Source organism: Anaerosolibacter carboniphilus, assembly GCF_014205875.1.
Lineage (GTDB): Bacteria > Bacillota > Clostridia > Peptostreptococcales > Thermotaleaceae > Anaerosolibacter > Anaerosolibacter carboniphilus.
Window position 1 is genome coordinate 1 of record NZ_JACHEN010000041.1, and the last position, 23,963, is coordinate 23,963.

Sequence of the window (23,963 nt, forward strand, 5' to 3'; positions counted from 1 at the left end):
TCTGCACTTTTATTATACTGAAAGAGACGTGTAAGAGTAACATCCATAGGATTGAATTTAGTCTTACAAACTGGAATTTAGTCTTTCACTTTACCAAACTTTCCTCAATATGGTATAATAAGAACATAAGTTCCTGCCGGAAGTGAGGTGAAAATCAATGTTGGTAAACAAAGCATACAAGTTTCGTATCTATCCAAATAAGAAGCAAGAAATCTTAATTGCTAAAACAATCGGATGTTCTCGTTTTGTATTCAATCGGTTTTTAGCACAATGGAATGATACATACAAAGAAACAAGCAAAGGACTAACATATAATTCTTGTTCCGCTGAATTAACACAGTTGAAAAAAGAATTAGTATGGCTAAAAGAAGTTGATAGTATTGCCCTTCAGTCTTCACTGAAAAACCTTGCTGATTCGTATACACGATTCTTTAAAAAACAGAACAAAGCACCACGTTTCAAATCTAAAAAGAATAGAATACAGTCCTACACAACAAAGCAAACAAACGGAAATATTACCATTGTATGCAACAAAATTAAGTTACCGAAACTTGGTCTTGTTCGCTTTGCCAAAAGTTGTGAAGTGAATGGTCGTATTCTTAATGTTACTGTTAGACGGAATCCAAGCGGAAAATACTTCGTTTCTATTCTTACAGAAGTGGAAGTGCAAGCATTAGAAAAAACAGGTTCTTCCGTCGGTGTTGACGTGGGACTAAAAGACTTTGCCATTTTGAGTACTGGAGAAGTATTCTCTAATCCAAAATGGTTTCGCAAACTCGAAGAAAAACTAGCAAAAGCACAACGTATTTTTTCCCATCGTGTAAAAGGTTCTTCGAATTGGAACAAACAACGTATCAAGGTTGCAAGAATTCACGAATGTATCACAAATGCACGAACAGACTACTTGCAAAAAATCTCTACTGAAATCATCAAAAACCACGATGTAATTGGTATTGAAGATTTGCAAGTATCGAATATGCTGAAGAACCACAAGTTAGCAAAAGCAATCAGTGAAGTATCTTGGTCACAATTCAGAACGATGCTTGAATACAAGGCAAAGTGGTATGGCAAAGAAGTAGTTGCTGTGTCTAAGACCTTTGCCAGTTCTCAGCTTTGTTCGTGTTGTGGCTATCAAAATAAAGACGTTAAGAAGCTAAACCTTCGTGAGTGGAACTGCCCTTCTTGTGGCACACATCACGATAGAGATATTAACGCGGGACAAAATCTTAAAAATGAAGCCATAAGACTTCTAACTGTTGGGACGACAGGGATAGCCTAATCAATAACTGACCGATAGGTCGGTGTTCTTAGGAATCTCCCACTTCCATCAGACCGCAAGGTCAGATAAGTGGGGGGAGTTCAATTGGACTGCTTGGATATAAGGTAGAAAAGAAGACATGTAAATAATTGTGGTAGTTTATCATGAAAGACCGTCCCATAGACATAGAATGAATTATCCGTAAGAATGGGAGGTCCATTATGAAGAATCGAAATATCATTAAGATTGCCAGCATTTATATAGGGACTGTTATTGGGGCTGGATTTGCTTCAGGGCAGGAGATTATGGAGTTTTTCACCAAATATGGCATCTGGGGATTTTATGGGATTGGGATTGCATCTGTACTATTTGGACTTATCGGAAGTCTAATCCTTTTAAAAGTACATAAGCTTCGATTGACCTCTTTTGAGGATTTGCTGCAGGTTACCATGGGAGCTCGCCTAGGAAAAAGCATCAAGAGTATTTTGTTTCTATTGCTTTTATCAGGATACTGTGTCATGCTGGCAGGAAGTGGAGCTCTATTTCAGGAGCAATTTGAATTATCAAAAACCCTGGGAATCTGGAGTATGACACTTGTCTGCTTTGCTACTTTTGTATTTAGCATCAGCGGATTAGCTTTTTTAAATACTATGATAGTTCCTTTATTATTGATAGGAATCTTAGCTATAGGAAGTATTGTAACTTTCCAAAATGACTTTACTATGAGCAACCAAGCAGGGATGATTTTTAGTAATATGACCGGAAATTGGTTGACTTCTTCCCTCCTCTATGTAAGCTACAACAGCATTGGGGCTATTGCAGTATTGTCATCGCTACTTCCACTGATAAAAAATAAGAGGACGGCCGTGGGGAGTGGAATCATTGGGGGCATAGGATTAGGTCTATTGGCAGGATTTCTACTGCTGCCCACCCTGATTTTTTATACAGATATCAACGGAGTAGAAATTCCAATGATGGCTATTGCCACCAGATTGGGAGGCAATATAAAATTGGGCTATGGGATTCTTCTGTGGCTAGCTATGCTGACAACGGCTGTGTCCAATGGATTTGTTTTTATTGAAGGTATTAAGGATAAGCTGGGTATCGGGCCAATATGGACTGCTCTTTTATTTTGTATCGCTGCCATACCTCTGGCCAATTTTGGTTTCAAAAGCCTAGTCCATACTTTATATCCTTTGTTTGGGTATATTGGCATCTTCATTGTATTGATTATGCTCTTTCAATCATTTGTCTATCGGGCAGAATAACCATGGGTATGATAATGGGTTATAAAGTTTCTTAGAAGGAATTTCTCAAATTTACTCGAATAATAGAATATAGAGTAAACAGTATAGGGGTTGCTTACATGAGCAAAGAACTAAAAAATCAATTAATCCAGCAGCGTAAATTCTACGAAAACATTCTTTCAGGCATGAAGGATTGGGTACGGGTGATAGATAAGGATAATAAAGTCGTGTTTATGAATGAACCCATGCGGAAATACGTAGGAGATACGGTAGGAAGAGAATGTTTTAGGGCTCTAGGAAAAACTTCCCCTTGTGAGCATTGTATTTCCAATCGTGCCATCTTTGAGGGAACCGCCATTACCAAGGAAGAGGTGGTAGATGGAAGGATTTATTCTGTAGTAAGTTCTCCCATACAGAGTGGAGACAACAGTGTTCGATATGCTGTAGAGGTGTTTCGGGATGTGACGGAAAAGAAGGCTATGGAGCGTCTTTTGATAGAACAAAATAGGAAGATGAAAAGTGATTTAGACTTTGCCAAGCAGCTGCAGCACAAAATATTGCCTGAAAACAGAGTCTATAATTATACGATGAAAATTGCATCGAAATATATTCCTAGTGAAATTTTAGGTGGCGACGTATATGATGTGATAGAGATCAATGACCATGATATTGGTATGTATATGGCCGATGTTTCTGGACATGGGGTGACGTCATCTATGATGACCATGTTTATTCGACAAACATTAAAAAATCTAGGAGAAAAGGCAATCGATCCAGCTTTGACGTTGCAGTACCTATATCATCGATATCGAGAATTAAATATAGATGATCAATACTATATTACCATATTCTATGGTGTATATAATAAAAATACCAAGCTTTTCACCTATGCCAATGCAGGACATAACTGTATGCCTATATTACTAAAGGAGGATACGGTGGAAGAGATCTATATCGAAGGGCTTCCTATCTGTACCATTTTTGAAGATGTGGAATACGATAAAAATCAGATTGCTCTTGAAAAAGGAAATAAGCTATTGTTCTATACCGATGGTATTTCGGAATCCTATCATCACGAAAAGGGATTCTTCCAGACGCAAGGGGTTTTTCAGATATGTTTGGAAAACAAGGACAAAGAGATTGAAACCCTTATTGATATGGTGATCCATCAGGCTAGAGATTACGCCACAGAGGAGATCAAGGATGATATTGCCATTATGGTAGGAGAGATTTTATAAAATGTGATAAATCCAGGGGAGAGTTCGGCTACCGCCAGCTCTCCTTATCTTTAGGGACTGGCAGGAGGGAAAAAAATGGCGCGAAAGAGAAGGACAAGGATTAGGGTGCTAGTCATGCTTGTCATTATAACCATTTTCATATTAGGCAGTGCCAAGGGGATCACCATGATCAAGAATCTCATGGGCCGAGGGGAAATGGAGTTTAGCAAATTAGGCGTTATTCAATACGATAAGAATGAAGATACCACCATTGAGGCCTATGAGAATAATATTGCCATTTACAATGGGGGCACACTGACGGTATATAACGATCAGGGAGGAATACTATGGGCAAAGGAGCAGCCTGCGAAAGCGCCTAAACTAGTAAACAGTAATCAGTTATTGTTTCTCGCAGATAGGGAAAAAGGCATAGTTTTTTGTTTTGATACCCTGGGCAATCTTCTTTGGACTGCGGAGTCTGGTCAAAAAATTGAAGATATGGTATCTAACCAAGGATTTCTTGTCATGTGGAGTAAAGAGGAAGCGCAAGGGGGCACGATCTTTGTCTATGATTCCAGTGGAAAAAAGAAGGGAACCATTAAACTAGGCAAGGGAGATATTATAGATGGTGCCATATCGAAGGATGGGTCCATGATTGCTCTATCGGTGTTAGATGTGGAAAATGATAAAATCGAAACCAATGTTATTCTCTATGGTGCCGATGGAAAGCTTTTAGGAGGAAATAAGTATGATAACGAAGTGATTCCAAAGCTTTTTTTCCATAGCGACAATCGATTATTCAATGTAAGTGACCACAAATTGATCGCTTTCGATAAAGGAAAAGGGTTATTGTGGAGTAAAGAGATGGATGCATCCTTGAATAAAGTTTCTTGGAATGAAGAGGGTTTTGTTGTATTAAGTTTAGTCAATAATAAAAAAATGATTATGGATACAAAGAATCGAAATTATCTTATGATGATGAATATAGACGGAGAAGAGATGGGGCGAGTACCTATGAAGGGGGAGATATTGGGGGTTGATACCAAGGGTAAGAATATTACGGCTTTCACAAAGAGAACCCTATACTTTTTTTCCAAGGCAGGAAAGGAACTAGGAGAGAAGAAGGTTCACAGTGATATTTATGGAATACATATGTTGACCAACGATAGGATGGTTTTGATATTAAACAATAAGCTGGAGATTATGAAGGTAAAGTATAAAAGTTAGCAGAGGTGTGCCAATGGGATGGATTGATGTTTTGATTATTGTGATATTGATGATAAATGGGATTCATGGATGGCAAAAAGGGTTTATTCTTACGACTTTCAGTATGATGAGTTTTCTTATTGCAGGGTTTGTTGCAAAGATTTATCATCCTGTACTTTCGGATTATATTTTACGAAACCCTAAATTTTTTCTTTTCCTCCAGGAGACGGTGGGAGAAAAGGTAGAAACGGCTTCTGCCATGGAAGGTACAGGGATGGAATCTGTATCGAATCAAAATATATTTGAGGTATTAAAGCTCCCCAAAGGATTAGGTGAGCTGTTGATGAAGAGTGAAACCATGCAGGATTATAGTGCCAGGGCTATGGAAGGTGTACAAAGCTATATTGCCGATGTGTTGACCAGGATGTTTATTGATTTGATTAGTATATTGATTCTGTTTATGGTGGTTAAGCTAGTATTGAATTTGCTGGCCCGCATTCTCCACGGGATTGCATCCCTGCCCATACTGAGCTCCTTTAATCATTTGGGAGGACTATCCGTTGGTGTTGCCAAAGGCCTGTTGATTGTATTTATTTTTCTTACCCTGATCACCCCTTTTACAGCTATGACAAAGCAGAGCATTTTTACCGAAGGGTTAGAGGATGCTTTTCTAGGAAAGTATCTATATGATCATAATCCCATCATTGCCATGTTTGAACGAATTACAGAGATATAGATGAAATCTATAGTTGGTTTCTATCCTATAAAGAAATTTTATAGGATAGAAGGAGAATTTATCGATATAATAAACTTAGATTGATTCCAGTAAAGAATGGGAGGAAGAAACGTGGAAAGACAAGTGGATGCTAGGGGGATGAACTGCCCTAAACCAGTTATTGAGACAAAAAAAGTATTAGATGCATTGAAGGAAGGCAGCATCACTACCATTGTGGACAATGAGATAGCCAAAGAAAATGTATTAAAGCTGGTTCAGAACATGGCCTATAAAGCAGATGTAAAGGAACAAGGGGGTAATTACTATATCCATATCTACAAGGAAGGTAGCCATAAGGAGACCGGAATGAAGCCAATCAATCATAAGGATATGGTCATGTTAATTGGCAGTGAGGTTATGGGAGAAGGGTCCTTTGAGCTAGGGAAGGTACTGATGAAGGGATTTATTTATACATTGACAGAGAGCAAGCCTTACCCAAAAGCCTTGTTATTTGTAAATTCTGGTGTTAGGTTGACGACGGAGGGATCAGAGGTCATTGATTATTTAAGGCAGATGGAGGGAGAAGGTGTGGAAATCCTTTCTTGTGGTACTTGCCTGGATTATTTTAATTTGAAGAATAAATTGCTGGTTGGTGGCGTGTCCAATATGTATACCATCGTTGAGAAGATGAATGGTGCCAAGAATACAATAAAGATTTAGAGGGAAGCCATGATAGAGAAAGAATTTTATGTAATTGCCTTTGATTCAACCCATTATGCAATGAAAACTGAAAAATTATTGAAGAGCAAATTTCAAATAGAAATGATCCCAACACCTAGAGAAATCAGTGCCAGCTGTGGCTTATCTATCAAATTTTCTAAGGCCATCTTTGAGAGCATCATGGAGACCTTGGAGGGAGATCAAGGGACCTATAAGGTATTCCTTGTAGAAAAGCTAGAGAACGGCAGACAGGTAACAAAAGTACTTTAACAGAGAGGGATGAATTTCTTTGAATAACACATATGGGAGTTTTGGAGATCAGATTCGAGAGATGTTTATTTTATATACCCATCCCGATTATTTGGCAGCCTACGCAGGGAAATTAATAAAGATTATATTTATTTTCTTCATTGCCATGGTGTCCATTCGATTTATAAATATGTTGATAGATAAATTTTTCGATAATCGGGAAAAGTTTAAGATTGTAGGGGAAGAAAAGCGCTTTAATACCTTAAAAGGGGTCACCAAAAGTATTTTGAGATATACCATATATTTTGTGGCATTTACGCCAATTTTGGAGATTCTCGGAGTGAATATATCTTCCTTGATTGCGGCGGCAGGAATCGGAGGCTTGGCCATTGGTTTTGGAGCCCAGAATCTGGTGAAAGATGTGATCACAGGTTTCTTTATCCTTTTTGAGGATCAGTTTCATGTGGGAGACTACATAGAGACTGGGGGAAAGTCTGGAATTGTTGAGGAAATGGCCCTGCGGGTAACGAAGCTTCGAGATTTCAATGGAGATCTTCATATTATTCCTAATGGCTCTATTGATAAGGTGACCAACAAGTGCCGTGGGAATATGCGAGCCATGGTAGAAGTTGGGATTGCCTATGAAGAAAATATCGACAATGCTATCCGTGTAATGGATGAGGTATGCAAGGAAATGGCTCAAGAAAATGATAAAATCATTGAAGGTCCTACAGTTCTAGGGGTAACGCGGCTAGGTGAGTATGACGTCATCATTTCTGTTATGGCCAAAACCCAACCCATGGAGCAGTGGGCTGTGGAAAGGGAACTTAGGAAGAGAATCAAGGAACGACTAGATGAAAAGGGAATCGAGATCCCCTATCCCAGAAGGATGGTTATTCAGACCAATGAGAAAAAACAAGAAAAATAGGAGATCTATCTAAAGTTCATCTAGGTACATATCCTTAAGAATTGTTTTTTTCAAGGAGCTGCACAAAACTCAATATTGTGATCTATTATGCCCGGGGTGTATACCTCGGGTTTTTGCATAAGGTGATGATGCAGTTATATCATAGGCAAAGGACTATGGTTGCCTTGATGCTCCATCATATCACGAATGAGCCTGCATAAGGACAATATGCAGATTTCTAGTTCATCTTCATCCAGATAAGAAAAGCAAAGTCTTAGATGGTTAAATTCAGGCTCATTTGCATAACAAACAGTACCAGGTAGAAAAGAAATATTGTGATCTGCCACAGAACGATAAAACAAGCTATCAATATCAAAATGTTTTGGGAGAGTTACCCAGATGACTACGCCACCTTCGGGAATGGTCCAAGTGACGCCCGTGGGAGCATTTGCTTTTAATACTTTAATCATTTTATCCCGTCTGTATGATAAAGTTAGATTTAATTGCCGGAGGTACTGTACCATAGCGTTTGATTCAAGAAAAGGAATAATAGCCTTTTGCGTCAATAGGGGTGCGCCAGAATCGAGATTAGCCTTTGCCGCAATAAGACGATCTAAAATGGAACCTTCCGCTACCATGGCACATACGCGATATCCAGGACCAATAATTTTACTGAAGCTTTTTAGATAGATAATATGTCCCAGTGTATCCATAGATTTTAATGGCTTTGCTTTTATGGTACTATAGGTAATCTCACTCCACGGATCATCTTCAATGATCATACAATTATTATGGTGAGCAATGGCTAAGAGTTCAATTTTTCTACGTTGGCTCATACTGTAGCCCGTTGGATTATGGAAGCGTGGAATCGTGTAAATCAGCTTAGGAGAATATTTATCGCATAGGGATAAAAGCAGATCTGTTCGCATTCCCTCAGTATCTACAGGCACAGTTAGGATCGTGGCACCTCTGCTTTTGAAGATATCGATAGCTCCGGGATATGTAGGAGCCTCCATAATCACAATATCTCCTGGCCCAACAAAGGTATGGGCAATTAAGCTGATACCCTGTTGTGCACCGCTGGTGACCAAAATATTCTGTGCAGATGTGACGATACCTTTGTTTTTCAAATACTGAGCAGCTGTTTCTCTAAAACTAAGATCACCCTGAACAGGACCATATTTTCCTAGGCTATCTAAATTTTTTTCTAGCAACGAATAGGCTTCTTTCAAAATTCTCTTTGTAGGCAGCAGCTGGTGGTTCAATGATGCAATGGATAAATTATAGCCAGAATAACCAGCTGAAAGGCTAGGATTGTAGCGAAATCGAGATCTAGACAAGTAATCAGAAATAGATATCTGCCATTGATAGGGATTTGATAGATCATCCTTCTGCGTGTTTTTAAGCAGATCTTTCCTTTTTACGAAGGTGCCTTTGCCGTGAGCTCTTTCAATAAGGCCATGATCCTCTAATTGTTGATATACTTTTACGATGGTCATTGGACTAAGTGTTAGGGATTCAGACATACTGCGAATCGAAGGAAGCCGCTCACCTTCCTTCATAAGTCCTGATAAAATACGATCAGAAATTTGTTGATATAACTGCTGATGGATTGGTATCATACTGCTCTTATCGATCAATATATTCATAGAAAAACCTCCAAAAGTGTTCTATATAGTTATTATATATTTTTTTGAAAGGAATAAAAATATGCTAGATAGAAAAAAATGAATAATTATGATGAAGGTATTGGAAATAAAAGGTCGAATAGATCGAGTGTTAAATACAACTGTTATATTTAATAGTTGACTGTTATATTTAATAGTTGACTGTTATAGCAACAAAGAAGATATAATACAAATAGAATAATACACCATAGGAGTAGAATCACATGAGTGAATAGCTGGAGGATGATAGGTATGAAAGCAGTTTTATTTCGTATTTTAAGATTATTTACAGGGCTTTTTCTCTATGCCATAGGAATTGTCATGACCATCAATGCTAATCTGGGCCTTGCGCCTTGGGATGTTTTTCATCAGGGGCTTTCAAACACAATAGGGATTACCATGGGGCAAGCAAGCATTGGTGTAGGATTGCTACTGATCATTATAGATAGTTTTTTGGGAGAGCGGTTAGGCTGGGGTACTATTAGCAATATGATTTTCATTGGCCTTTTCATGGATGTGCTCATGTTGAATCATTTGATTCCGATTTTTCAGCATATGCTCCCTAGTCTATTGATGATGCTCCTGGGCATGTTTATCATCGGTATTGCCAGTATTTTTTATATCGGAGCTGGGTTAGGCTCTGGACCTAGAGATGGGCTGATGGTTGCTTTGACAAAAAGAACGGGGAAGTCGGTTCGTTTCATTCGGAATGCCATAGAAATCTGTGTGTTGGCCATAGGATATGTTCTAGGTGGATTCATTGGGATAGGCACTTTGATCACAGCATTAGCCATAGGGTATATGGTGCAATTTGCTTTTAAGCTATTCAAGTTTGACGTAGGCCAGGTGCAGCATCGATTTATCGATGATGATATACGGTGGCTTGGAGGGCTGTTGAAAAAGGAAAAGAGACCGACTGTTGATTAGGTGAAATGTGATGGAGATTATGCTCTGTCACATTTTTTTGGAAATAAATCGATTTAAAAAAGGGAAATAATGGAATAGAGAGGAATATATTAAATGATGGGGGTGAAAGCGTGGAAAAAGAAGAAAAGAAGGACTATAAAAAAGCGAAGAGATTATATTTAGTATGGGGCCTTATTCTAATTGCGCTATATCTTTTTGATGTGAATATTCCAGCACCATTAATGCTTTTGCCCTATTGGGGAATATATTTCAGTCAGTTTATATTCTTAAAACGCCTATATAAGCTAGAGCTTCTCTTATTAGTATGTATTATCATGCTGTTTTATTTTTCTCAACAAATATATTTACCTATCCCATTTACCCTGATCTCTGGCTGTTATTTACTATTATGTAGTATCTACTATGGAGCAAGAGAAACAACTCAGAGAAAATGGCTGCAAATTGGAGCGATAGTAATGATCCTTCCATTAGCCGTGACAGGACATTCTTCTATAAGAAAAGATCATCTCATAAAGGATCCAGTGTTGGAAAAAAGAATTAAGAAAGATTTGAAAACAGGCTGGGATGAGGAAGAGATCACCCAGGAAAACTTAGAAAAGTTAAGAAGGCTGTCTATAGCATCCTTTAACGATAAAGTATATGATTTAGAGGGAATACAATACTTAAAAAATCTAGAGTCTCTAAGGATTTGGAATATTGAGTCAATAAAAGATCTAAATCCAATTACTTCATTGACAAAGCTAAAGCGGGTATCCATCGAAGAAGGGATGCTGAGGGATCTTGCGTTCATTAAGGAGATACATGCTTTAGAGGAGCTGGAAATTGCATATGTAAATTTGGATGGGATAACCCATATAGAGGGACCTGCTGGACTAAAAAGGGTATCTGTCCTGGGGATGGACTTGAATGATTTATCATTGATAGAAGAACTAAAAGGTATTGAAGAATTGAGATTTTATGATTGTAATATAAAAACGATGAAAAAGATTGCAGAATTTGAAAATCTAAAAAGCTTAGAAATTGGAAACTGTATTATTGATGATTTAGATAAAACTACAGAGTTGGAATCTTTGGAAGCTGTAGAGATTCGGGATAGTGAGATTCCCAATGTAGAAAAATTTCGTCAAATGCCAAAGGTTAAGAAAATCATAATTGTGAAAAAATCGTCTGTAAGTCCATAGCGCAAGGAATTTTTCATAAATATGACTTAATTTTGATGAAAAAGGGTATAAATATGCTAGATAGATGAAATTTATCATAGAAGGTGATCAAAATGAAAGAAATAGTATTGGCAGGGGGCTGTTTTTGGGGTGTAGAAACCTATCTATCGCGAATTGAAGGTGTCGTAGAGACGGAAGTAGGTTATGCCAACGGTCATGTGGAAAACCCCACCTATGAGCAGGTGTGTAGAAGGGATACGGGTCATACCGAGGCTTGCCGCGTAATATATGATGAAACAGTCATCGATTTGGAAACCTTACTGAATCGGTTTTGGAGAATCATAGATCCTACGGTACTAAATCGACAGGGACCAGATATTGGCTCTCAATACCGGACAGGGATTTATTTCCTCGAGGAAGAGGATCTTCCTGTAATTCAAAAGGCGAAGGAAATGCAGCAAATGAAGTATACAAAGCCCATTGTGACGGAAGTTGAGCCTCTGAAATGTTTCTATCCAGCAGAGGAATACCATCAAAAATATTTGGAAAAGAATCCTGGCGGTTACTGCCATATTGACCTAAACAGCTAAATATGAAAGAAGAAATAAAAACTCCTAGAGCATACATATCATATAATCTGCTAGGAGTTTTATCTTTGCCTGAAAACTATAGTACCTTTCTAATCTTATCCGCTTGAAATTCTTTGATGTAGCGATTGTTTTTTTCGTCTACCAGAAGAAGTTGAACCATATCACCTTGGATCTTTAGAACATTTCCCTTGGTTTTGGTACCAATTACATTGACGGGTGCACTTTTTACCAGTGCTTTGGTATTTTGTGATGCACAATAACTACATCCATTGGTCTCAGTAAAGATTCTCTTACAATCTAAACAATAATAAAGTTTATCCATAGTATCCTCCATTCATTTCATCTTATTTACAAAGGCTTTAAAATGGATGATACAAGCCCATGTAGTAATATATATTCACCCTCCCAATAAAAATGACAGAATTATATAGAAGAAAGATAGATCCTTTATTACTCCATTAATCTAGGGAAAAAAATGAAGCTACCTCTCTATGAAGAAAGATAGCTTTTGCCTATATTAGGATAAATTGTGTCCTTTTCGAATGATATTCATTCAACAACAAGTCTAGTTGTTGGCTCACACTTACCACTTCTTCCAAGATCAAAGCATGATTCTGTTCGATCATGCCGTATAGCTGCTTTCTAAGCTTTTCGATTTGATACTCAAGTTCTTTTAATCTTAACAACGCCACTTTTTTCAAACTTCCTTTCGACCTTAGTGATAATACTGCTCTTAGAAAATTATCGATATTTATCAATACAACTAATGATATCATGTTGTTTTTAAAATATTTGTCAAAACTACAAGAAAAAAATTTATTTATATGAAAAAATTCTATAAAGTTTTTGCCAAAAGTAGACAAAAAATTTATTAGGGACAAGATTTATAGAAAGTTTTTATTTTGAAACTGCTCTGATATCACTCTTCTAACATACTATTCAGGAAAAAGCATACTATAAGAAAAGGACAGATATTTTACGGTGAAAATTCCGTTGAAAAGGGTATAAGTATGCTATAATAATATACAATCCCATAGGAGGATTTCAACAGATGAAAAAGTATTGATGATATAAAAATTTAGATTAGCATTTTATTATATTTGAAATATGGAGAGGATAAATGTGAAAAAGTGTTCGATGTGCAATAAAAATATAGCCATTGTTTTTGCTACGAAGATTGAACATGGAAAAACAGAGATGAAGGGTTTATGTATAGAGTGCGCCAAAAAGCTAGGAATTCCTGTGATTGATCAACTAATGGAGCAAACGGGAATGTCGCGGGAGGAAATCGAAAGCCTTACAGAACAAATGATAGACTCTACAGAAGGTGGAGATATGGGGGACTTCGATGAGAATACTGCATTAATGGATCTTTTTAATGGGTCCCTTTCTCCTACAGAAGGAATAACCAATAAATCGGAGAACTTCGAGGATGAGGAGCTTGGCCCTGAGGTAAAGGAAAAGACCGGCCCGAAAGGAAAGAGCAAAAAATCGAAGGGAAAAAAGAAATATCTAGACACCTATGGGACAAATTTAACAGACAAAGCCAAGAACCATGAAGTAGACAAGATTATCGGAAGAAATAGAGAAATCGATCGTGTAGTGCAGATCCTCAATAGAAGAACAAAGAATAATCCTATTTTGATCGGAGAACCTGGTGTAGGTAAGACAGCCATCGCTGAGGGTTTAGCAGTGCGCATAGCGGAACGACAGGTTCCCGCCAAGCTGTTCGACGCAGAGGTATATCTGTTGGATTTAACGGCCATTGTGGCAGGTACCCAATTCCGAGGACAATTTGAAGGACGTATGAAGTCTATCATCACAGAGGCCCAGGAATGTGGCAATGTTATTTTAGTCATTGATGAAGTTCACAATATTATGGGGGCAGGAGAAGTCCATGGTGGCGTCATGAATGCTGCCAATATTTTAAAGCCTGCCTTGGCGAAGGGTGAAATTCAGGTAATTGGAGCCACGACCTTAGAAGAATACAGAAAGCATATCGAAAAAGATTCTGCCCTAGAGAGAAGATTTCAGCCAGTGATGGTAGATGAACCAACGGTAGAGGAAACCATTGAAATCCTAAAAGGTATTAAGGGATATTATGAAGACTATCATAAAGTCAAGATATCAGATGAAGTATTGGAAATGGCAGCAAAGCTATCAGAGCGATATATTACAGATCGATACTTGCCAGATAAGGCTATTGATGTCATTGATGAAGCAGGATCGAAGGCAAACCTAAAAAATCAAGGGTTGGTTGAGCTAGAGGCATTAAAGGAAGATCTAGCGAATCTCCAAGAAAAGATTGAGGAAGCGGCTAGGATGAATGATTATGAAAAGGCTGCCCAGTATAAGGTGCAAGAGTGTACGCTGCAGGAAAAGATCAAGGAAATCGAAGATTTTTCCAGTACAGCGGAGATTACCATAGAAGATGTAGCCGCTGTGATTGAAGCATGGACCAAGATCCCAGTTCAGCGAATTACGGAAAAGGAAGCACAAAAACTTCTAATTCTTGAAGATAAGCTCCATGAGCGTGTCATTGGACAGCATCAAGCTATTGTAAGTTTAGCGAGAACCATTCGGAGAAATCGTTCGGGCTTTAGAAAAAAGAGAAAGCCTTCTTCCTTTATTTTTGTTGGACCTACTGGCGTAGGAAAAACAGAGCTGGTTCGAGCACTGGCCACAGAGCTTTTTGGCAGCGAAGAGGCCATGATCCGTGTAGATATGTCGGAATATATGGAGAAGCATACGGTTTCTAAGTTAATCGGAGCGCCTCCCGGGTATGTCGGATATGATCAAGGGGGACAGTTGACAGAGAAGGTAAGAAGAAAGCCATATTCAGTGATCCTGCTAGATGAGATTGAAAAAGCTCATACTGATGTGTTTAATATCCTGCTGCAAATCTTAGAGGATGGAAGACTTACAGATAGTCAAGGCAGGACAGTATACTTTGACAATACGGTCATTATTATGACTTCCAATGCGGGAACCCATTTTAAATCCCATGGGATAGGCTTCACCAAGGATGGTTATAATGCGATGGAGAGTCGGGTGAGAGATGCTATCAAAGAGACGTTCAGACCTGAATTCTTAAATAGAATTGATGAAATTATCGTATTTACCCAGTTATCGAAAGAAGAGCTTCAACAGATTGTGGACCTCATGCTAAAAGAGGTCAAGGAAGAGGTTGGGGAGAAGCGAATGACTCTGGAAGTTTCCGATGCAGTGAAGGAATTTATCCTAGAAAAGGGTTATGATGAAAAGTATGGTGCTAGACCGCTAAGGAAGACCATCCAGCGCTACATTGAAGATGAGATCGCCGAGGAATATTTGAAGAATCGATTCAAAGAAGGGGACCATGTGAAGATAGACCTAAAGGATGGAAATATTGTATTGGAGTAAATTACAGAGTTGAGTGATGGTTTTGAAATGTGTTTAAATAAAAAAAGTCTTCTATCCTAGATGACATATGGATAGAAGACTTTTTATCATGGAAGACAGATTACGAGATGATTATTCTGTATTTTCATGTATCGATAGAATTCTACGAGTATGATGATACTTAAAAATATTAATATACTTTCTACCATTGGAGCACCACCCTACAGGACAAGATTATGTCTATCTTGATAGAATTGATAATGCATTTAATTTCTACTATGAGTCAGAATAGTGTTCATATATAATCTTATTTTTCATATTAATCTGAGTAATATTGGTCTAACTCCCACCTCAATGGATTACTCTCTATATATTCATATATCTTTTGATAGGAGTTTTCATCCCTAATAATATGCTCATAATATCCTCGTTGCCATTGTAGGGGTTGCATAGCATGCAACCCGCTTACTTGTTTTGTCAACTTTATCGTTGAAGTTTTAAACTGTTGTATTATTTTCGGTACTAACATTTTAGATTTTTCTTGTGTTGACATTCCTTCCATATTGCGGGTTGCATAATATGCAACCCCTACGTTCTTGATAATAAAATGAACATGATTTGGCATCACAACTTTACAATCTATGTTTAACCCAATGTGTAAATCTCCTATTTTAGAAATACATTGGTTGACAATTTGACCGTAGCTATTTAATTGCATGACCCCATCTACGATTTGGCCAAAATAAGGTTTCTTGTCTTGGGTACATATAGTGATAAAGTAGAGTCCTACCTGTGAGTAATCATAATTTTTTAATCTTAACGATTTTCTTTGAGGAAAAATATCCATTATAGCACCTCTCATCCATGAATTTTTTACTTAACATATAGGTTAGATGGAAGTTATGATGTAATGAATAAAGTCTCTTTATATTGCATTGAATGACTAGAGAAAGTAATAGACGATATATTATCATTATAAATGATTATGGAATTATTTCACATAAAAGATATAAAGAGGGGAAAATATTACCGGATTTCTTAATAGGTGATATACTATCGTATAGAAGGGGGATGGAAATGAGGAAGGGATGGATTCTGTTTATTGGATTACTTATAATTGGTATTTTCTTCATCATAGAACTAACAAAACCGCCTATACTGGAGGATGCCCAGCATTTTTCCAGTGGATTGGCAGGTGTGAAAGTTAAAGGGAAGTATGGGTTTATTGATAAGACAGGAAAGTTGGTTATCAAACCCCGGTATGAGGAGGTATCTTATTTTTATGGAGAGTTTGCGTCGGTGAAAATTGATGAAAGATGGGGAGTCATTGATAAGCAGGGGAAAATGATCTTAGCGCCAAGCTTTGATGAGATATGGCCCTATGGTGATGACCTTTTCAGAGTTCGAGAAAAGATGAAATATGGATTGGTTGACAAGCAAGGTCAGTATGTATTAGCGCCTATATATGATGAGTTTAATTATGGTACGGAGGGCTTGAATCTTTTTAAATTGAAAGGAAAATATGGTTTCATGAAAGGCAAGGAAATCGTCATCGAGCCTAAATTTAGTCGGGCTAGCAATTTTGAAGAGGGATTGGCGGCTGTCATGATCAATAGTAGATGGGGTTTTATTGATACAATGGGGAGGATGGTTATAGAACCTATTTACGCTCAGGTCAGCAGCTTTTCCGATGGGTTGATTCATGTAAGGATCAATGGAAAAGAGGGGGTGATTAACACCACTGGAGAGATGGTCATAGAACCCATATATGATACATTGTATCTTTTGGGAGAAGGGCTTATAGCGGTGGAGTTAGATAAGAAGTGGGGATATATTGATACATCTGGGAAGATGGTTATTGAGCCTATCTATACTTTTACCCATGGCTTCGAGGAAGGTCTGGCTCCTGTTGTCTATGAAGGAAAGTGGGGTTATATTAATAAAATAGGAAAGATGGTAATCCCGGCAAAGTTTGACCGAGCAAGAGAGTTTAGAAGGGGCTTGGGAGAGATAAATGTGGCTGGGAAATGGGGATATATAAACAAAGCTGGGGAAATTATGATAGAGCCAATATATAATGATTTAACTGATCTAGGGAATGGCTTAATCAGAGTAGACCTAGATTATAAGTGGGGATACATAGATGAGACAGGAAAAAATATCATAGCGCCTATCTATGATGAAATAGATTATTTTAATGAGCAGGGGTTGACAAAAATGAGGATGGGAGATTTATGGGGTATTATAAATGATAAAGGAACGATCGTCGTTCAGCCTAAATATGAGGAAATCGAACTTTTTTATGGTGAAGAACGGGCACTAGTAAGAAAAAATGGCAAGTATGGAATTATCGATACTACTGGAAAGACCATCATTGAACCCATCTATGATGAGATGACAAAATTCTATGATGGAGTTGCGGCAGTAAAGGCCAATGAAAGATGGATGTATATTGACCAAACTGGAAAAGTTGTGATTCCCTAGGAGAATACAAATTGATTTTACAGGCTCCCCACAATGGGGATAAATATGATAAGATATACAAAGTATAGGTATAAGCATGGGTATCAATTATATGATCGATGAAAGGGTGAGATTTTATGCCAATGGATTTGAGATTGGGTGATGTGGTGGAGGTAAAGAAAAATCATCCCTGTGGAAACAATAAATTTGAAATCCTGCGGACAGGAATGGATTTTCGTATCCGTTGTCTAGGCTGTGATCGGCAGGTATGGATTTCTAGGGTAGACTTAGAAAAAAGGGTTAAAAAAATCATAGAAAGAAAAGAAGAATAATACTAAATATTACCATGGGAAAATATGAAAATTAATATTTTCGCCTATAAAGAAAGCTCAAAGGTTGAGCGTAAAAAACAGAATTTTCTTACAAAATTTGTGGCATGTATACAAAAAAATTTTAAAAATCCTCTAGAAAAATAGGTAATTAGTGATATAATTAAAATGGATAATTGGTCGGGCAAACCTTTTCCTAAAGAAATATTATGATGGAGGTGCTTTGAAGATGGCAATTCAATTTGCTAAGCGTATGGAAGGAATCAAAGCTTCTGAAATACGTGAGTTATTAAAGCTGACAACAAGACCAGAAATCATTTCCTTTGCAGGGGGGCTACCAGCGCCAGAATTATTCCCTATTGAAGAAATGAAGAAAGTGACACTGAAAGTTTTAGAAGAACAAGGTAAGCAGGCACTTCAATATAGTACAACAGAGGGACATCAACCCTTAAGACAAAAAGTTGCAAAGAGTATGGCCATATTTGGTATCCAGGCAGAAGCAGATGATATCTTAATTACAAGCGGTTCTCAGCAAGGACTAGACTTTAGTGGAAAGATCTTTTTAAATCCTGGAGACGTTGTTGTCTGTGAGAGCCCAAGTTACTTAGGGGCGCTCAATGCATTCAAGGCATATGAATGTGAGTTCGTAGAAGTACCGACAGATGATCATGGTATGATCATGGATGAATTGGAAAAGGTACTTGCAAATACACCTCAAGCTAGAATGATCTATGTCATTCCAGATTTCCAAAACCCTACAGGCAGAACATGGCCAGTAGAGCGTCGTAAGAGATTGGTTGAGTTAGCGAACAAGTATGATTTACCGATTGTTGAAGATAATCCATATGGACAATTAAGATTTGAGGGAGAAATTCCACCATCCATCAAGTCCTTTGACACAGAGGGAAGAGTAATTTATTTAGGAACTTACTCTAAGACCTTCTGTCCGGGATTGAGAATTGGTTGGGTATTCGCTTCTCCAGAAATTTTAAATAAATATATCATGGTAAAACAGGGAGCAGATCTACAAGCAAGCTCCATCTCTCAGAGAGAATTGGATACATTCTTGGATATGTACAACCTTGATGAGCATGTGGAGAAGATTAAGAACATCTATAGAAAACGTCGTGACCTTATGATCAATACCATGAAGGAAGTGTTCCCAAAAGAGGTGAAGTTCACTTATCCAGAGGGGGGCTTGTTTACATGGGTTGAGCTACCAGAGCATATGAATGCTAGAGATCTCATGGTAAAAGCATTGGAAAAGAATGTGGCGTTCGTACCAGGTGGTTCATTCTTCCCAAATGGAGGACACGAGAATACTTTCCGTATGAACTATTCCAACATGCCTGAAGATAAGATTGTGGAAGGCATCAAGCGATTAGGAGAAGTATTAAAAGAAGCGTTAAATAAGTAGATCATGATGGCCGCATTTTCAAAATGCGGCTTTATATATATATATAGCCTATGGGTATAGGCCAAGGGATGTATGCAGGCCTATACAAATAAATCCTTGCATATTTTTTCTACTGATGATATAATACTAAGACGTGAGTATATGCTCTCTGTCCTACGAAAAGTAGGACCGAATCAGTCCATAGGGAGGTGGAATACATGAGAAAATATGAGACGATGTTCATATTAAAGTCAAACCTTGAAGAAGAGAAGAGAAACGAACTAATCAACAAGTTCAAGTCTATCATCGAAACAGATGGTCAGATCACAAGCGTTGACGAGTGGGGTAACAGAAAGTTAGCTTACGAAATCAACAAAATGAACGATGGTTACTACGTACTGATCAACTTCATGGCAGGTGCTGATTTACCAAAAGAGTTAGACAGAAACTTCAAAATTTCTGACGACGTAATCAGACACTTAATCGTAAATCTTGAAGCAAAGTAATAAAATAAGGTGGTGTAATCATGAATCAGGTAATCCTTATCGGTAGATTAGCACGGGATCCAGAGCTTCGCTTTACTGCAGGCAGCGGAAAAGCAGTAGCCACCTTTTCAATAGCAGTGAATAGACCATTTTCTAAGGAAAAAGAAGCGGATTTTTTCCGAGTAGTTGTTTTCGGTAAAACAGGTGAAAACTGTGCGAACTACCTTGCCAAAGGAAGATTGGTTGCAATTCAAGGAAGAATTCAGAACAACAATTATGAAACCCAAAGTGGTGAGAAGCGATATACCACAGAAGTTATAGCAGATCAAGTAGAATTCCTTGAGTGGGGAAATAAGGCAAGTTCAGGCGGCGGCTTCGAGGGTTCATCCTTCATGGATACCAACGGCTTCCAGGCCATCGACGAAGATGACGATGATATTCCGTTCTAAAAAGGAGGGAAAATAAGATGATGATGAAAAAGAGACGTTCTCGTAAAAAGAGAGTATGTAACTTCTGTGCTGATAAAGCAAAACATATAGATTACAAAGATATCAGAAAGCTTGGTAAGTACGTTACAGAAAGAGGAAAGATTCTTCCAAGAAGAATTTCCGGAACTTGTGCGACACACCAAAGAGCTTTAACTACAGCAATTAAAAGATCAAGAGTTATTGCTTTATTACCATATACACAAGACTAATCAAGGGAGAAGTGAGAAATCACTTCTCTTTATATTTTTTGAATAAAAATTGTTATGATAATAAGGATATGTAGAATTTCTCTCTCGATGGAGGCATAGAAACTTTGCTAAAGGAAAACCTAAAGAAAAGACTGAGGGAGGAAGGTTCATGTCTATAGAATGCTATGTTGCGGCCGACTATATGGAAAATAATCCAACATCCTACAGTGGATTGCTTTTAGAAATATATGAAGATGATCAACCTGTTTGGCCCGTTTGGATCAATACAGGACAGGGGTTTGAGAAGGACTTTGAAATGTTTCATGAGTTGGTGGGAGAGTGGCAGCAAGCGGGAGAGGTTGTAACGATCCTGCATCATCGTTCTATTTCCAGCTATGAAACAGAAATAGGCATAAAGGGGTATTATCAAAACTCAATTTGTAATGGCCCACAGATGGAATAAGATGTATATGAAAGTCCATAGATTATGGATACAGAAAAATCGTAGGGGTGAACAGTGTTCACCCGATATTTTTTGGGTGCTCTATTTTTTGTAATGGTGCACTCTTTATCTCTCCGAGTATAGCGAAGAATCATGAAAGATTAAGAAAGATCCTTTGCTGTGGTTTCGTCGTACTATCGAATCCCAATGGTTTTCAGCATGGCATAGAGGCTGGGGACAACACCTTCCGCTGCTTCTGTATGAGGAAGATTCATGGTGAAGCGGAATAATGAGCCATCGATTTCCATCACGATGATATTCTTAGAAACAGTGGTGCTAGAAGCATGAAGGAAGAATCGGGCATTGCGGAAGAAAGGATCAAATATTTCTTCACCTTTCATTTCATGGGGTGTGCCGATGAGCCTTAGTTCTGTCAATGCATTTTCTCGCAATTGTTCGATGTTTGCATCAGGAGAAATCCGTTCAATGCGAACATCAAATCGATCATCGAATGCAAAGTATAATAAATCACTCCTGGGTTCTTCCCCAGTGAATTTAAAGTTGTTTAGTACATAGATATAATATCCTTGTTCGCTCCGTTGTAATCTGGCCTGCCGATATTCCGTTGTTCCCTCCACCGTTACAGGGATGTTCTTAGTTGGGGGCAGCGTTTGGGATGGCCTGGGGATACAGACTGTTTGACCGACGAGTAAGGCTGTTGGATTAAGGGTTGGATTCGCTCGTACAATGGCGGATACTGCTGTGTTAAACCGTTGGGCCAGTTTCACGAAAGTATCTCCTGCTTGAATTACATAGGGCGTTGTATCTGGAGGACAAGTTGTTGGCGGGGTAGCCAGGGGAATACATATGACCTGTCCAACCATCAGCATATAGGGATTGATTCCTGGGTTGGCCTCAACCAGATCTGCCAATGAAACGTTATAGGTTCTAGCAATACCATAAAGAGTATCTCCTGAGCGGATCGTGTAGTAATTTCTCTCTGGACAGGCAGGAAAGATCTGCTGTCTGGGAATGCAGATGGACTGACCTACTCGAAGGGCATTTGGGTTTACCAACGGATTTGCTGAGATGAGGGCCGACACGGTGGTTTCATATCTCAGTGCCAAATGATAAAAAGTGTCCCCTGGTCGAATTACATAGGCAAAGGTACCTGGAGGACACTGTTGACGATAATAAGAATACATGATTTTCACCTCTCTATAAAATGTACGCATGTGCGAAGAAGCATTTGAAATAGCTGCACAATACATTATATGGAAAAAATGAAATTCTGGTTCCTTTAGGTGTATGCTGGAGATAAGATACTATATAAAAAAGACCATTTTCGTAGGAAAATAGCCTTAATATACAATCTTATTTCGTCCACTATTCTTTGCTTCATAGAGTAGATTATCTACTTTTTTTACAAGTTCAAGAGCACCTTGATTTCCTAGGGTTGCCACGCCACCGCTGATGGTTACCTTTAGGCTTTCCTGACTGTACGTCAGATCTGCAATTTGAGTCCGCAGTCTTTCTGCCAGCTTTATCCCGTCAGCTAGGCCCGTTTCGGGAAGCAGGATCAAGAATTCTTCCCCTCCATATCTTCCTAGTATATCTGTGGACCTACATATGTTTTTTAGAGTACTGCTTACTTTTACAATCACTTCATCTCCAGTAGGATGACCATAGATATCATTTACTTGCTTGAAATTATCAATGTCAAACATGATGATGGATAGATCATGCTTATATCTTTTAGCCCGTTGGATTTCTTCTTCCAGGCGCTCATAAATGTACCGATGGTTATATAGCCTTGTCAAACTATCTAATTTCGCCATTTCCTCTAGTTCTAGATTTTTTTGCTTGAGTTTCTGCAGGAGCCTGTAGGTACGCAAGTTTGCATTTAGTCTAGCAAAAAAGATATCTTTATTTATAGGTTTTGAGATATAATCATCAGCTCCTGACATTAGAATCTGTGAGATGATCTTTTCATTGTCTATGGATGAAATGCCGATGATCAAGGCATACTTATTTTCACTTCTTATCTCCCAAATTACTCGTTCACCGGATATGTTGGGCAATATAAAGTCAATCAGATAAAGGCCATATTGTTTATTACTGCTGAGTAACTCATGGGGGTGGAGATAATAATCCACATTTTTGATCTGATAGGATTCAAAAATATCCTTAATAACCCGGATTTGCAGCTCGTTATCATCTAAAACAGCGATGCTTATGTTCTGTAATGTTTTGTGGAAGGAATCCAGTAAAGTAATGTTGTTCAGGTATGGAATAAACCTTTCAATAAATAATGACTTTGGAATAAAGTCGATGACCCCTAATTCAAATAGGGTGGTTTTTATCGATAGATCATCCCTTGAAGAAAGTACGATGATAGGAATTTTTTTATAATCACTCTTATAGAGGGATAAGATGAATGCATCACCAGTCCCGTCGGTGAATTCTAATCCTGTAATGATTAAATCTACCTTATTGTTTTCAAGGGTCTGAAAGGCTTCCTTTATATTCCTTGCAGTCAAATATTGAATTGAATTTTTTGCTATCAGGTCTTTGACAATTTCGGTATAAAAGGAATTGCTATCCACATGTAGCACAGAAAACATAGCATTCACTCCAATATTTATTCAGGATTATAAAATGCAGATTTAGTTTTTCCAATGATATATCGTACTACTCAAGAAAAGAATGAAGAAGCACAAAACATGCATATATTGATCACCAGAGATTTCTAAACTGTAAGAATATATAGCATTTTCAAATTCGACGCAGGGTGAAGGATTCCTCTTTTTATTATGAGCTTTTTATAGACAATTCTTATTTATTTTTTAAACATATGAAATTTTTCTATAAATAAGGATGGTGATAGTTTTCATATATATTCCACAGTATAATGAGATTGAACATTAA

The 23,963-nt window shown here is 38.0% G+C and carries 25 protein-coding genes; 19 read left to right on the forward strand and 6 right to left on the reverse strand.

Annotated elements, in window-relative coordinates; genetic code table 11:
* Nucleotides 1–157: 157 nt before the first annotated feature.
* The 8 genes from tnpB (at nucleotide 158) to HNQ80_RS22940 (ending at nucleotide 7,540) form a co-directional block, all read left to right on the forward strand.
* Nucleotides 158–1,279 carry an IS200/IS605 family element RNA-guided endonuclease TnpB gene (gene tnpB / locus HNQ80_RS22905; protein ID WP_184313075.1) on the forward strand — a complete coding sequence of 374 codons (1,122 nt, stop codon included), beginning with the start codon at nucleotides 158–160 and terminating at the stop codon, nucleotides 1,277–1,279.
* A gap of 200 nt (nucleotides 1,280–1,479) precedes the next feature.
* Nucleotides 1,480–2,526: a YkvI family membrane protein gene (locus tag HNQ80_RS22910; protein WP_184313077.1), complete on the forward strand. Its 1,047-nt coding sequence runs from the start codon at nucleotides 1,480–1,482 to the stop codon at nucleotides 2,524–2,526.
* A 98-nt stretch (nucleotides 2,527–2,624) separates the two neighbouring features.
* Nucleotides 2,625–3,743: a PP2C family protein-serine/threonine phosphatase gene (locus HNQ80_RS22915; protein WP_184313079.1), complete on the forward strand. Its 1,119-nt coding sequence runs from the start codon at nucleotides 2,625–2,627 to the stop codon at nucleotides 3,741–3,743.
* 75 nt (nucleotides 3,744–3,818) lie between these two features.
* On the forward strand, nucleotides 3,819–4,949 hold the full coding sequence (locus HNQ80_RS22920; RefSeq protein ID WP_184313081.1) for a DUF5711 family protein: 1,131 nt from the start codon (nucleotides 3,819–3,821) through the stop codon (nucleotides 4,947–4,949).
* Between the two features lie 13 nt (nucleotides 4,950–4,962).
* Entirely contained in the window at nucleotides 4,963–5,664 is a 702-nt protein-coding gene (locus tag HNQ80_RS22925; RefSeq protein ID WP_184313083.1) for a CvpA family protein, read from the forward strand.
* A 96-nt stretch (nucleotides 5,665–5,760) separates the two neighbouring features.
* Complete coding sequence (gene yedF, locus HNQ80_RS22930; RefSeq protein ID WP_207727164.1) at nucleotides 5,761–6,363, forward strand: sulfurtransferase-like selenium metabolism protein YedF; 603 nt, start codon at nucleotides 5,761–5,763, stop codon at nucleotides 6,361–6,363.
* Between the two features lie 9 nt (nucleotides 6,364–6,372).
* Nucleotides 6,373–6,633, forward strand: a complete 261-nt coding sequence (locus tag HNQ80_RS22935; RefSeq protein WP_207727165.1) for a DUF3343 domain-containing protein — start codon at nucleotides 6,373–6,375, stop codon at nucleotides 6,631–6,633.
* A gap of 19 nt (nucleotides 6,634–6,652) precedes the next feature.
* On the forward strand, nucleotides 6,653–7,540 hold the full coding sequence (locus HNQ80_RS22940) for a mechanosensitive ion channel family protein (protein WP_243183513.1): 888 nt from the start codon (nucleotides 6,653–6,655) through the stop codon (nucleotides 7,538–7,540).
* Between the two features lie 134 nt (nucleotides 7,541–7,674).
* Here the strand turns inward: HNQ80_RS22940 and pdxR are convergent, their stop codons facing one another.
* Entirely contained in the window at nucleotides 7,675–9,168 is a 1,494-nt protein-coding gene (gene pdxR, locus HNQ80_RS22945; RefSeq protein ID WP_184313087.1) for a MocR-like pyridoxine biosynthesis transcription factor PdxR, read from the reverse strand.
* 270 nt (nucleotides 9,169–9,438) lie between these two features.
* On the opposite strand from pdxR, the gene HNQ80_RS22950 reads away from it, so the two are divergent.
* The 3 genes from HNQ80_RS22950 to msrA all read left to right on the forward strand — a co-directional run bounded on the left by HNQ80_RS22950 (nucleotide 9,439) and on the right by msrA (nucleotide 11,863).
* Nucleotides 9,439–10,113: a YczE/YyaS/YitT family protein gene (locus HNQ80_RS22950; RefSeq protein WP_184313089.1), complete on the forward strand. Its 675-nt coding sequence runs from the start codon at nucleotides 9,439–9,441 to the stop codon at nucleotides 10,111–10,113.
* A 110-nt stretch (nucleotides 10,114–10,223) separates the two neighbouring features.
* Nucleotides 10,224–11,294: a leucine-rich repeat domain-containing protein gene (locus tag HNQ80_RS22955; RefSeq protein WP_184313091.1), complete on the forward strand. Its 1,071-nt coding sequence runs from the start codon at nucleotides 10,224–10,226 to the stop codon at nucleotides 11,292–11,294.
* Nucleotides 11,295–11,386: 92 nt separating this feature from the next.
* Nucleotides 11,387–11,863: a peptide-methionine (S)-S-oxide reductase MsrA gene (gene msrA, locus HNQ80_RS22960; protein WP_184313093.1), complete on the forward strand. Its 477-nt coding sequence runs from the start codon at nucleotides 11,387–11,389 to the stop codon at nucleotides 11,861–11,863.
* Between the two features lie 76 nt (nucleotides 11,864–11,939).
* Here msrA and HNQ80_RS22965 read toward each other — a convergent pair whose 3' ends face one another.
* Nucleotides 11,940–12,185 (reverse strand): hypothetical protein, encoded by a 246-nt coding sequence (locus tag HNQ80_RS22965; protein ID WP_184313096.1) that lies wholly within the window; start codon nucleotides 12,183–12,185, stop codon nucleotides 11,940–11,942.
* 190 nt (nucleotides 12,186–12,375) lie between these two features.
* On the reverse strand, nucleotides 12,376–12,639 hold the full coding sequence (locus HNQ80_RS22970) for an aspartyl-phosphate phosphatase Spo0E family protein (protein ID WP_184313098.1): 264 nt from the start codon (nucleotides 12,637–12,639) through the stop codon (nucleotides 12,376–12,378).
* 346 nt (nucleotides 12,640–12,985) lie between these two features.
* Here HNQ80_RS22970 and HNQ80_RS22975 point away from each other — a divergent pair, with 346 nt between their 5' ends.
* Nucleotides 12,986–15,265: an ATP-dependent Clp protease ATP-binding subunit gene (locus tag HNQ80_RS22975; RefSeq protein WP_184313100.1), complete on the forward strand. Its 2,280-nt coding sequence runs from the start codon at nucleotides 12,986–12,988 to the stop codon at nucleotides 15,263–15,265.
* A 298-nt stretch (nucleotides 15,266–15,563) separates the two neighbouring features.
* Here the strand turns inward: HNQ80_RS22975 and HNQ80_RS22980 are convergent, their stop codons facing one another.
* On the reverse strand, nucleotides 15,564–16,091 hold the full coding sequence (locus HNQ80_RS22980; protein WP_184313102.1) for a transposase: 528 nt from the start codon (nucleotides 16,089–16,091) through the stop codon (nucleotides 15,564–15,566).
* A 230-nt stretch (nucleotides 16,092–16,321) separates the two neighbouring features.
* Between HNQ80_RS22980 and HNQ80_RS22985 the strand changes: the two genes are divergently transcribed.
* From HNQ80_RS22985 to HNQ80_RS23015, 7 genes are all read left to right on the forward strand, one after another.
* Nucleotides 16,322–17,728, forward strand: coding sequence for a WG repeat-containing protein (locus tag HNQ80_RS22985; RefSeq protein ID WP_184313104.1), 1,407 nt, complete (start codon nucleotides 16,322–16,324; stop codon nucleotides 17,726–17,728).
* Nucleotides 17,729–17,844: 116 nt separating this feature from the next.
* On the forward strand, nucleotides 17,845–18,039 hold the full coding sequence (locus tag HNQ80_RS22990) for a DUF951 domain-containing protein (RefSeq protein WP_184313106.1): 195 nt from the start codon (nucleotides 17,845–17,847) through the stop codon (nucleotides 18,037–18,039).
* A gap of 226 nt (nucleotides 18,040–18,265) precedes the next feature.
* The gene (locus tag HNQ80_RS22995; protein WP_184313107.1) at nucleotides 18,266–19,453 is read left to right on the forward strand and encodes an aminotransferase-like domain-containing protein; all 1,188 of its coding nucleotides are present in this window, start codon (nucleotides 18,266–18,268) and stop codon (nucleotides 19,451–19,453) included.
* Nucleotides 19,454–19,650: 197 nt separating this feature from the next.
* Nucleotides 19,651–19,938, forward strand: a complete 288-nt coding sequence (gene rpsF, locus HNQ80_RS23000; protein ID WP_184313109.1) for a 30S ribosomal protein S6 — start codon at nucleotides 19,651–19,653, stop codon at nucleotides 19,936–19,938.
* Between the two features lie 20 nt (nucleotides 19,939–19,958).
* Entirely contained in the window at nucleotides 19,959–20,366 is a 408-nt protein-coding gene (locus tag HNQ80_RS23005) for a single-stranded DNA-binding protein (protein ID WP_184313111.1), read from the forward strand.
* Nucleotides 20,367–20,386: 20 nt separating this feature from the next.
* A complete protein-coding gene (gene rpsR, locus HNQ80_RS23010) occupies nucleotides 20,387–20,614 on the forward strand; it encodes a 30S ribosomal protein S18 (protein WP_184313151.1) in 228 nt (75 codons plus the stop codon).
* A 148-nt stretch (nucleotides 20,615–20,762) separates the two neighbouring features.
* Entirely contained in the window at nucleotides 20,763–21,056 is a 294-nt protein-coding gene (locus tag HNQ80_RS23015) for a hypothetical protein (protein ID WP_184313113.1), read from the forward strand.
* A 173-nt stretch (nucleotides 21,057–21,229) separates the two neighbouring features.
* On the opposite strand, the gene HNQ80_RS23020 is transcribed toward HNQ80_RS23015, so the two are convergent.
* A complete protein-coding gene (locus HNQ80_RS23020) occupies nucleotides 21,230–22,240 on the reverse strand; it encodes a LysM peptidoglycan-binding domain-containing protein (RefSeq protein ID WP_184313115.1) in 1,011 nt (336 codons plus the stop codon).
* 156 nt (nucleotides 22,241–22,396) lie between these two features.
* Nucleotides 22,397–23,659, reverse strand: coding sequence for a GGDEF domain-containing response regulator (locus tag HNQ80_RS23025; RefSeq protein ID WP_184313117.1), 1,263 nt, complete (start codon nucleotides 23,657–23,659; stop codon nucleotides 22,397–22,399).
* Between the last annotated feature and the right edge of the window lie 304 nt (nucleotides 23,660–23,963).

What these genes read in the sequence shown, in the direction of transcription:
- tnpB (WP_184313075.1), top strand. Translation starts at nt 158, where the DNA reads ATGTTGGTAAACAAAGCATACAAGTTTCGTATCTATCCAAATAAGAAG.
- HNQ80_RS22910 (WP_184313077.1), top strand. Translation starts at nt 1,480, where the DNA reads ATGAAGAATCGAAATATCATTAAGATTGCCAGCATTTATATAGGGACT.
- HNQ80_RS22915 (WP_184313079.1), top strand. Translation starts at nt 2,625, where the DNA reads ATGAGCAAAGAACTAAAAAATCAATTAATCCAGCAGCGTAAATTCTAC.
- HNQ80_RS22920 (WP_184313081.1), top strand. Translation starts at nt 3,819, where the DNA reads ATGGCGCGAAAGAGAAGGACAAGGATTAGGGTGCTAGTCATGCTTGTC.
- HNQ80_RS22925 (WP_184313083.1), top strand. Translation starts at nt 4,963, where the DNA reads ATGGGATGGATTGATGTTTTGATTATTGTGATATTGATGATAAATGGG.
- yedF (WP_207727164.1), top strand. Translation starts at nt 5,761, where the DNA reads ATGGGAGGAAGAAACGTGGAAAGACAAGTGGATGCTAGGGGGATGAAC.
- HNQ80_RS22935 (WP_207727165.1), top strand. Translation starts at nt 6,373, where the DNA reads ATGATAGAGAAAGAATTTTATGTAATTGCCTTTGATTCAACCCATTAT.
- pdxR (WP_184313087.1), bottom strand. Translation starts at nt 9,168, where the DNA reads ATGAATATATTGATCGATAAGAGCAGTATGATACCAATCCATCAGCAG.
- HNQ80_RS22950 (WP_184313089.1), top strand. Translation starts at nt 9,439, where the DNA reads ATGAAAGCAGTTTTATTTCGTATTTTAAGATTATTTACAGGGCTTTTT.
- msrA (WP_184313093.1), top strand. Translation starts at nt 11,387, where the DNA reads ATGAAAGAAATAGTATTGGCAGGGGGCTGTTTTTGGGGTGTAGAAACC.
- HNQ80_RS22965 (WP_184313096.1), bottom strand. Translation starts at nt 12,185, where the DNA reads ATGGATAAACTTTATTATTGTTTAGATTGTAAGAGAATCTTTACTGAG.
- HNQ80_RS22970 (WP_184313098.1), bottom strand. Translation starts at nt 12,639, where the DNA reads ATGATATCATTAGTTGTATTGATAAATATCGATAATTTTCTAAGAGCA.
- HNQ80_RS22980 (WP_184313102.1), bottom strand. Translation starts at nt 16,091, where the DNA reads ATGGATATTTTTCCTCAAAGAAAATCGTTAAGATTAAAAAATTATGAT.
- HNQ80_RS22985 (WP_184313104.1), top strand. Translation starts at nt 16,322, where the DNA reads ATGAGGAAGGGATGGATTCTGTTTATTGGATTACTTATAATTGGTATT.
- HNQ80_RS22990 (WP_184313106.1), top strand. Translation starts at nt 17,845, where the DNA reads ATGCCAATGGATTTGAGATTGGGTGATGTGGTGGAGGTAAAGAAAAAT.
- HNQ80_RS22995 (WP_184313107.1), top strand. Translation starts at nt 18,266, where the DNA reads ATGGCAATTCAATTTGCTAAGCGTATGGAAGGAATCAAAGCTTCTGAA.
- rpsF (WP_184313109.1), top strand. Translation starts at nt 19,651, where the DNA reads ATGAGAAAATATGAGACGATGTTCATATTAAAGTCAAACCTTGAAGAA.
- HNQ80_RS23005 (WP_184313111.1), top strand. Translation starts at nt 19,959, where the DNA reads ATGAATCAGGTAATCCTTATCGGTAGATTAGCACGGGATCCAGAGCTT.
- rpsR (WP_184313151.1), top strand. Translation starts at nt 20,387, where the DNA reads ATGATGAAAAAGAGACGTTCTCGTAAAAAGAGAGTATGTAACTTCTGT.
- HNQ80_RS23015 (WP_184313113.1), top strand. Translation starts at nt 20,763, where the DNA reads ATGTCTATAGAATGCTATGTTGCGGCCGACTATATGGAAAATAATCCA.
- HNQ80_RS23020 (WP_184313115.1), bottom strand. Translation starts at nt 22,240, where the DNA reads ATGTATTCTTATTATCGTCAACAGTGTCCTCCAGGTACCTTTGCCTAT.
- HNQ80_RS23025 (WP_184313117.1), bottom strand. Translation starts at nt 23,659, where the DNA reads ATGTTTTCTGTGCTACATGTGGATAGCAATTCCTTTTATACCGAAATT.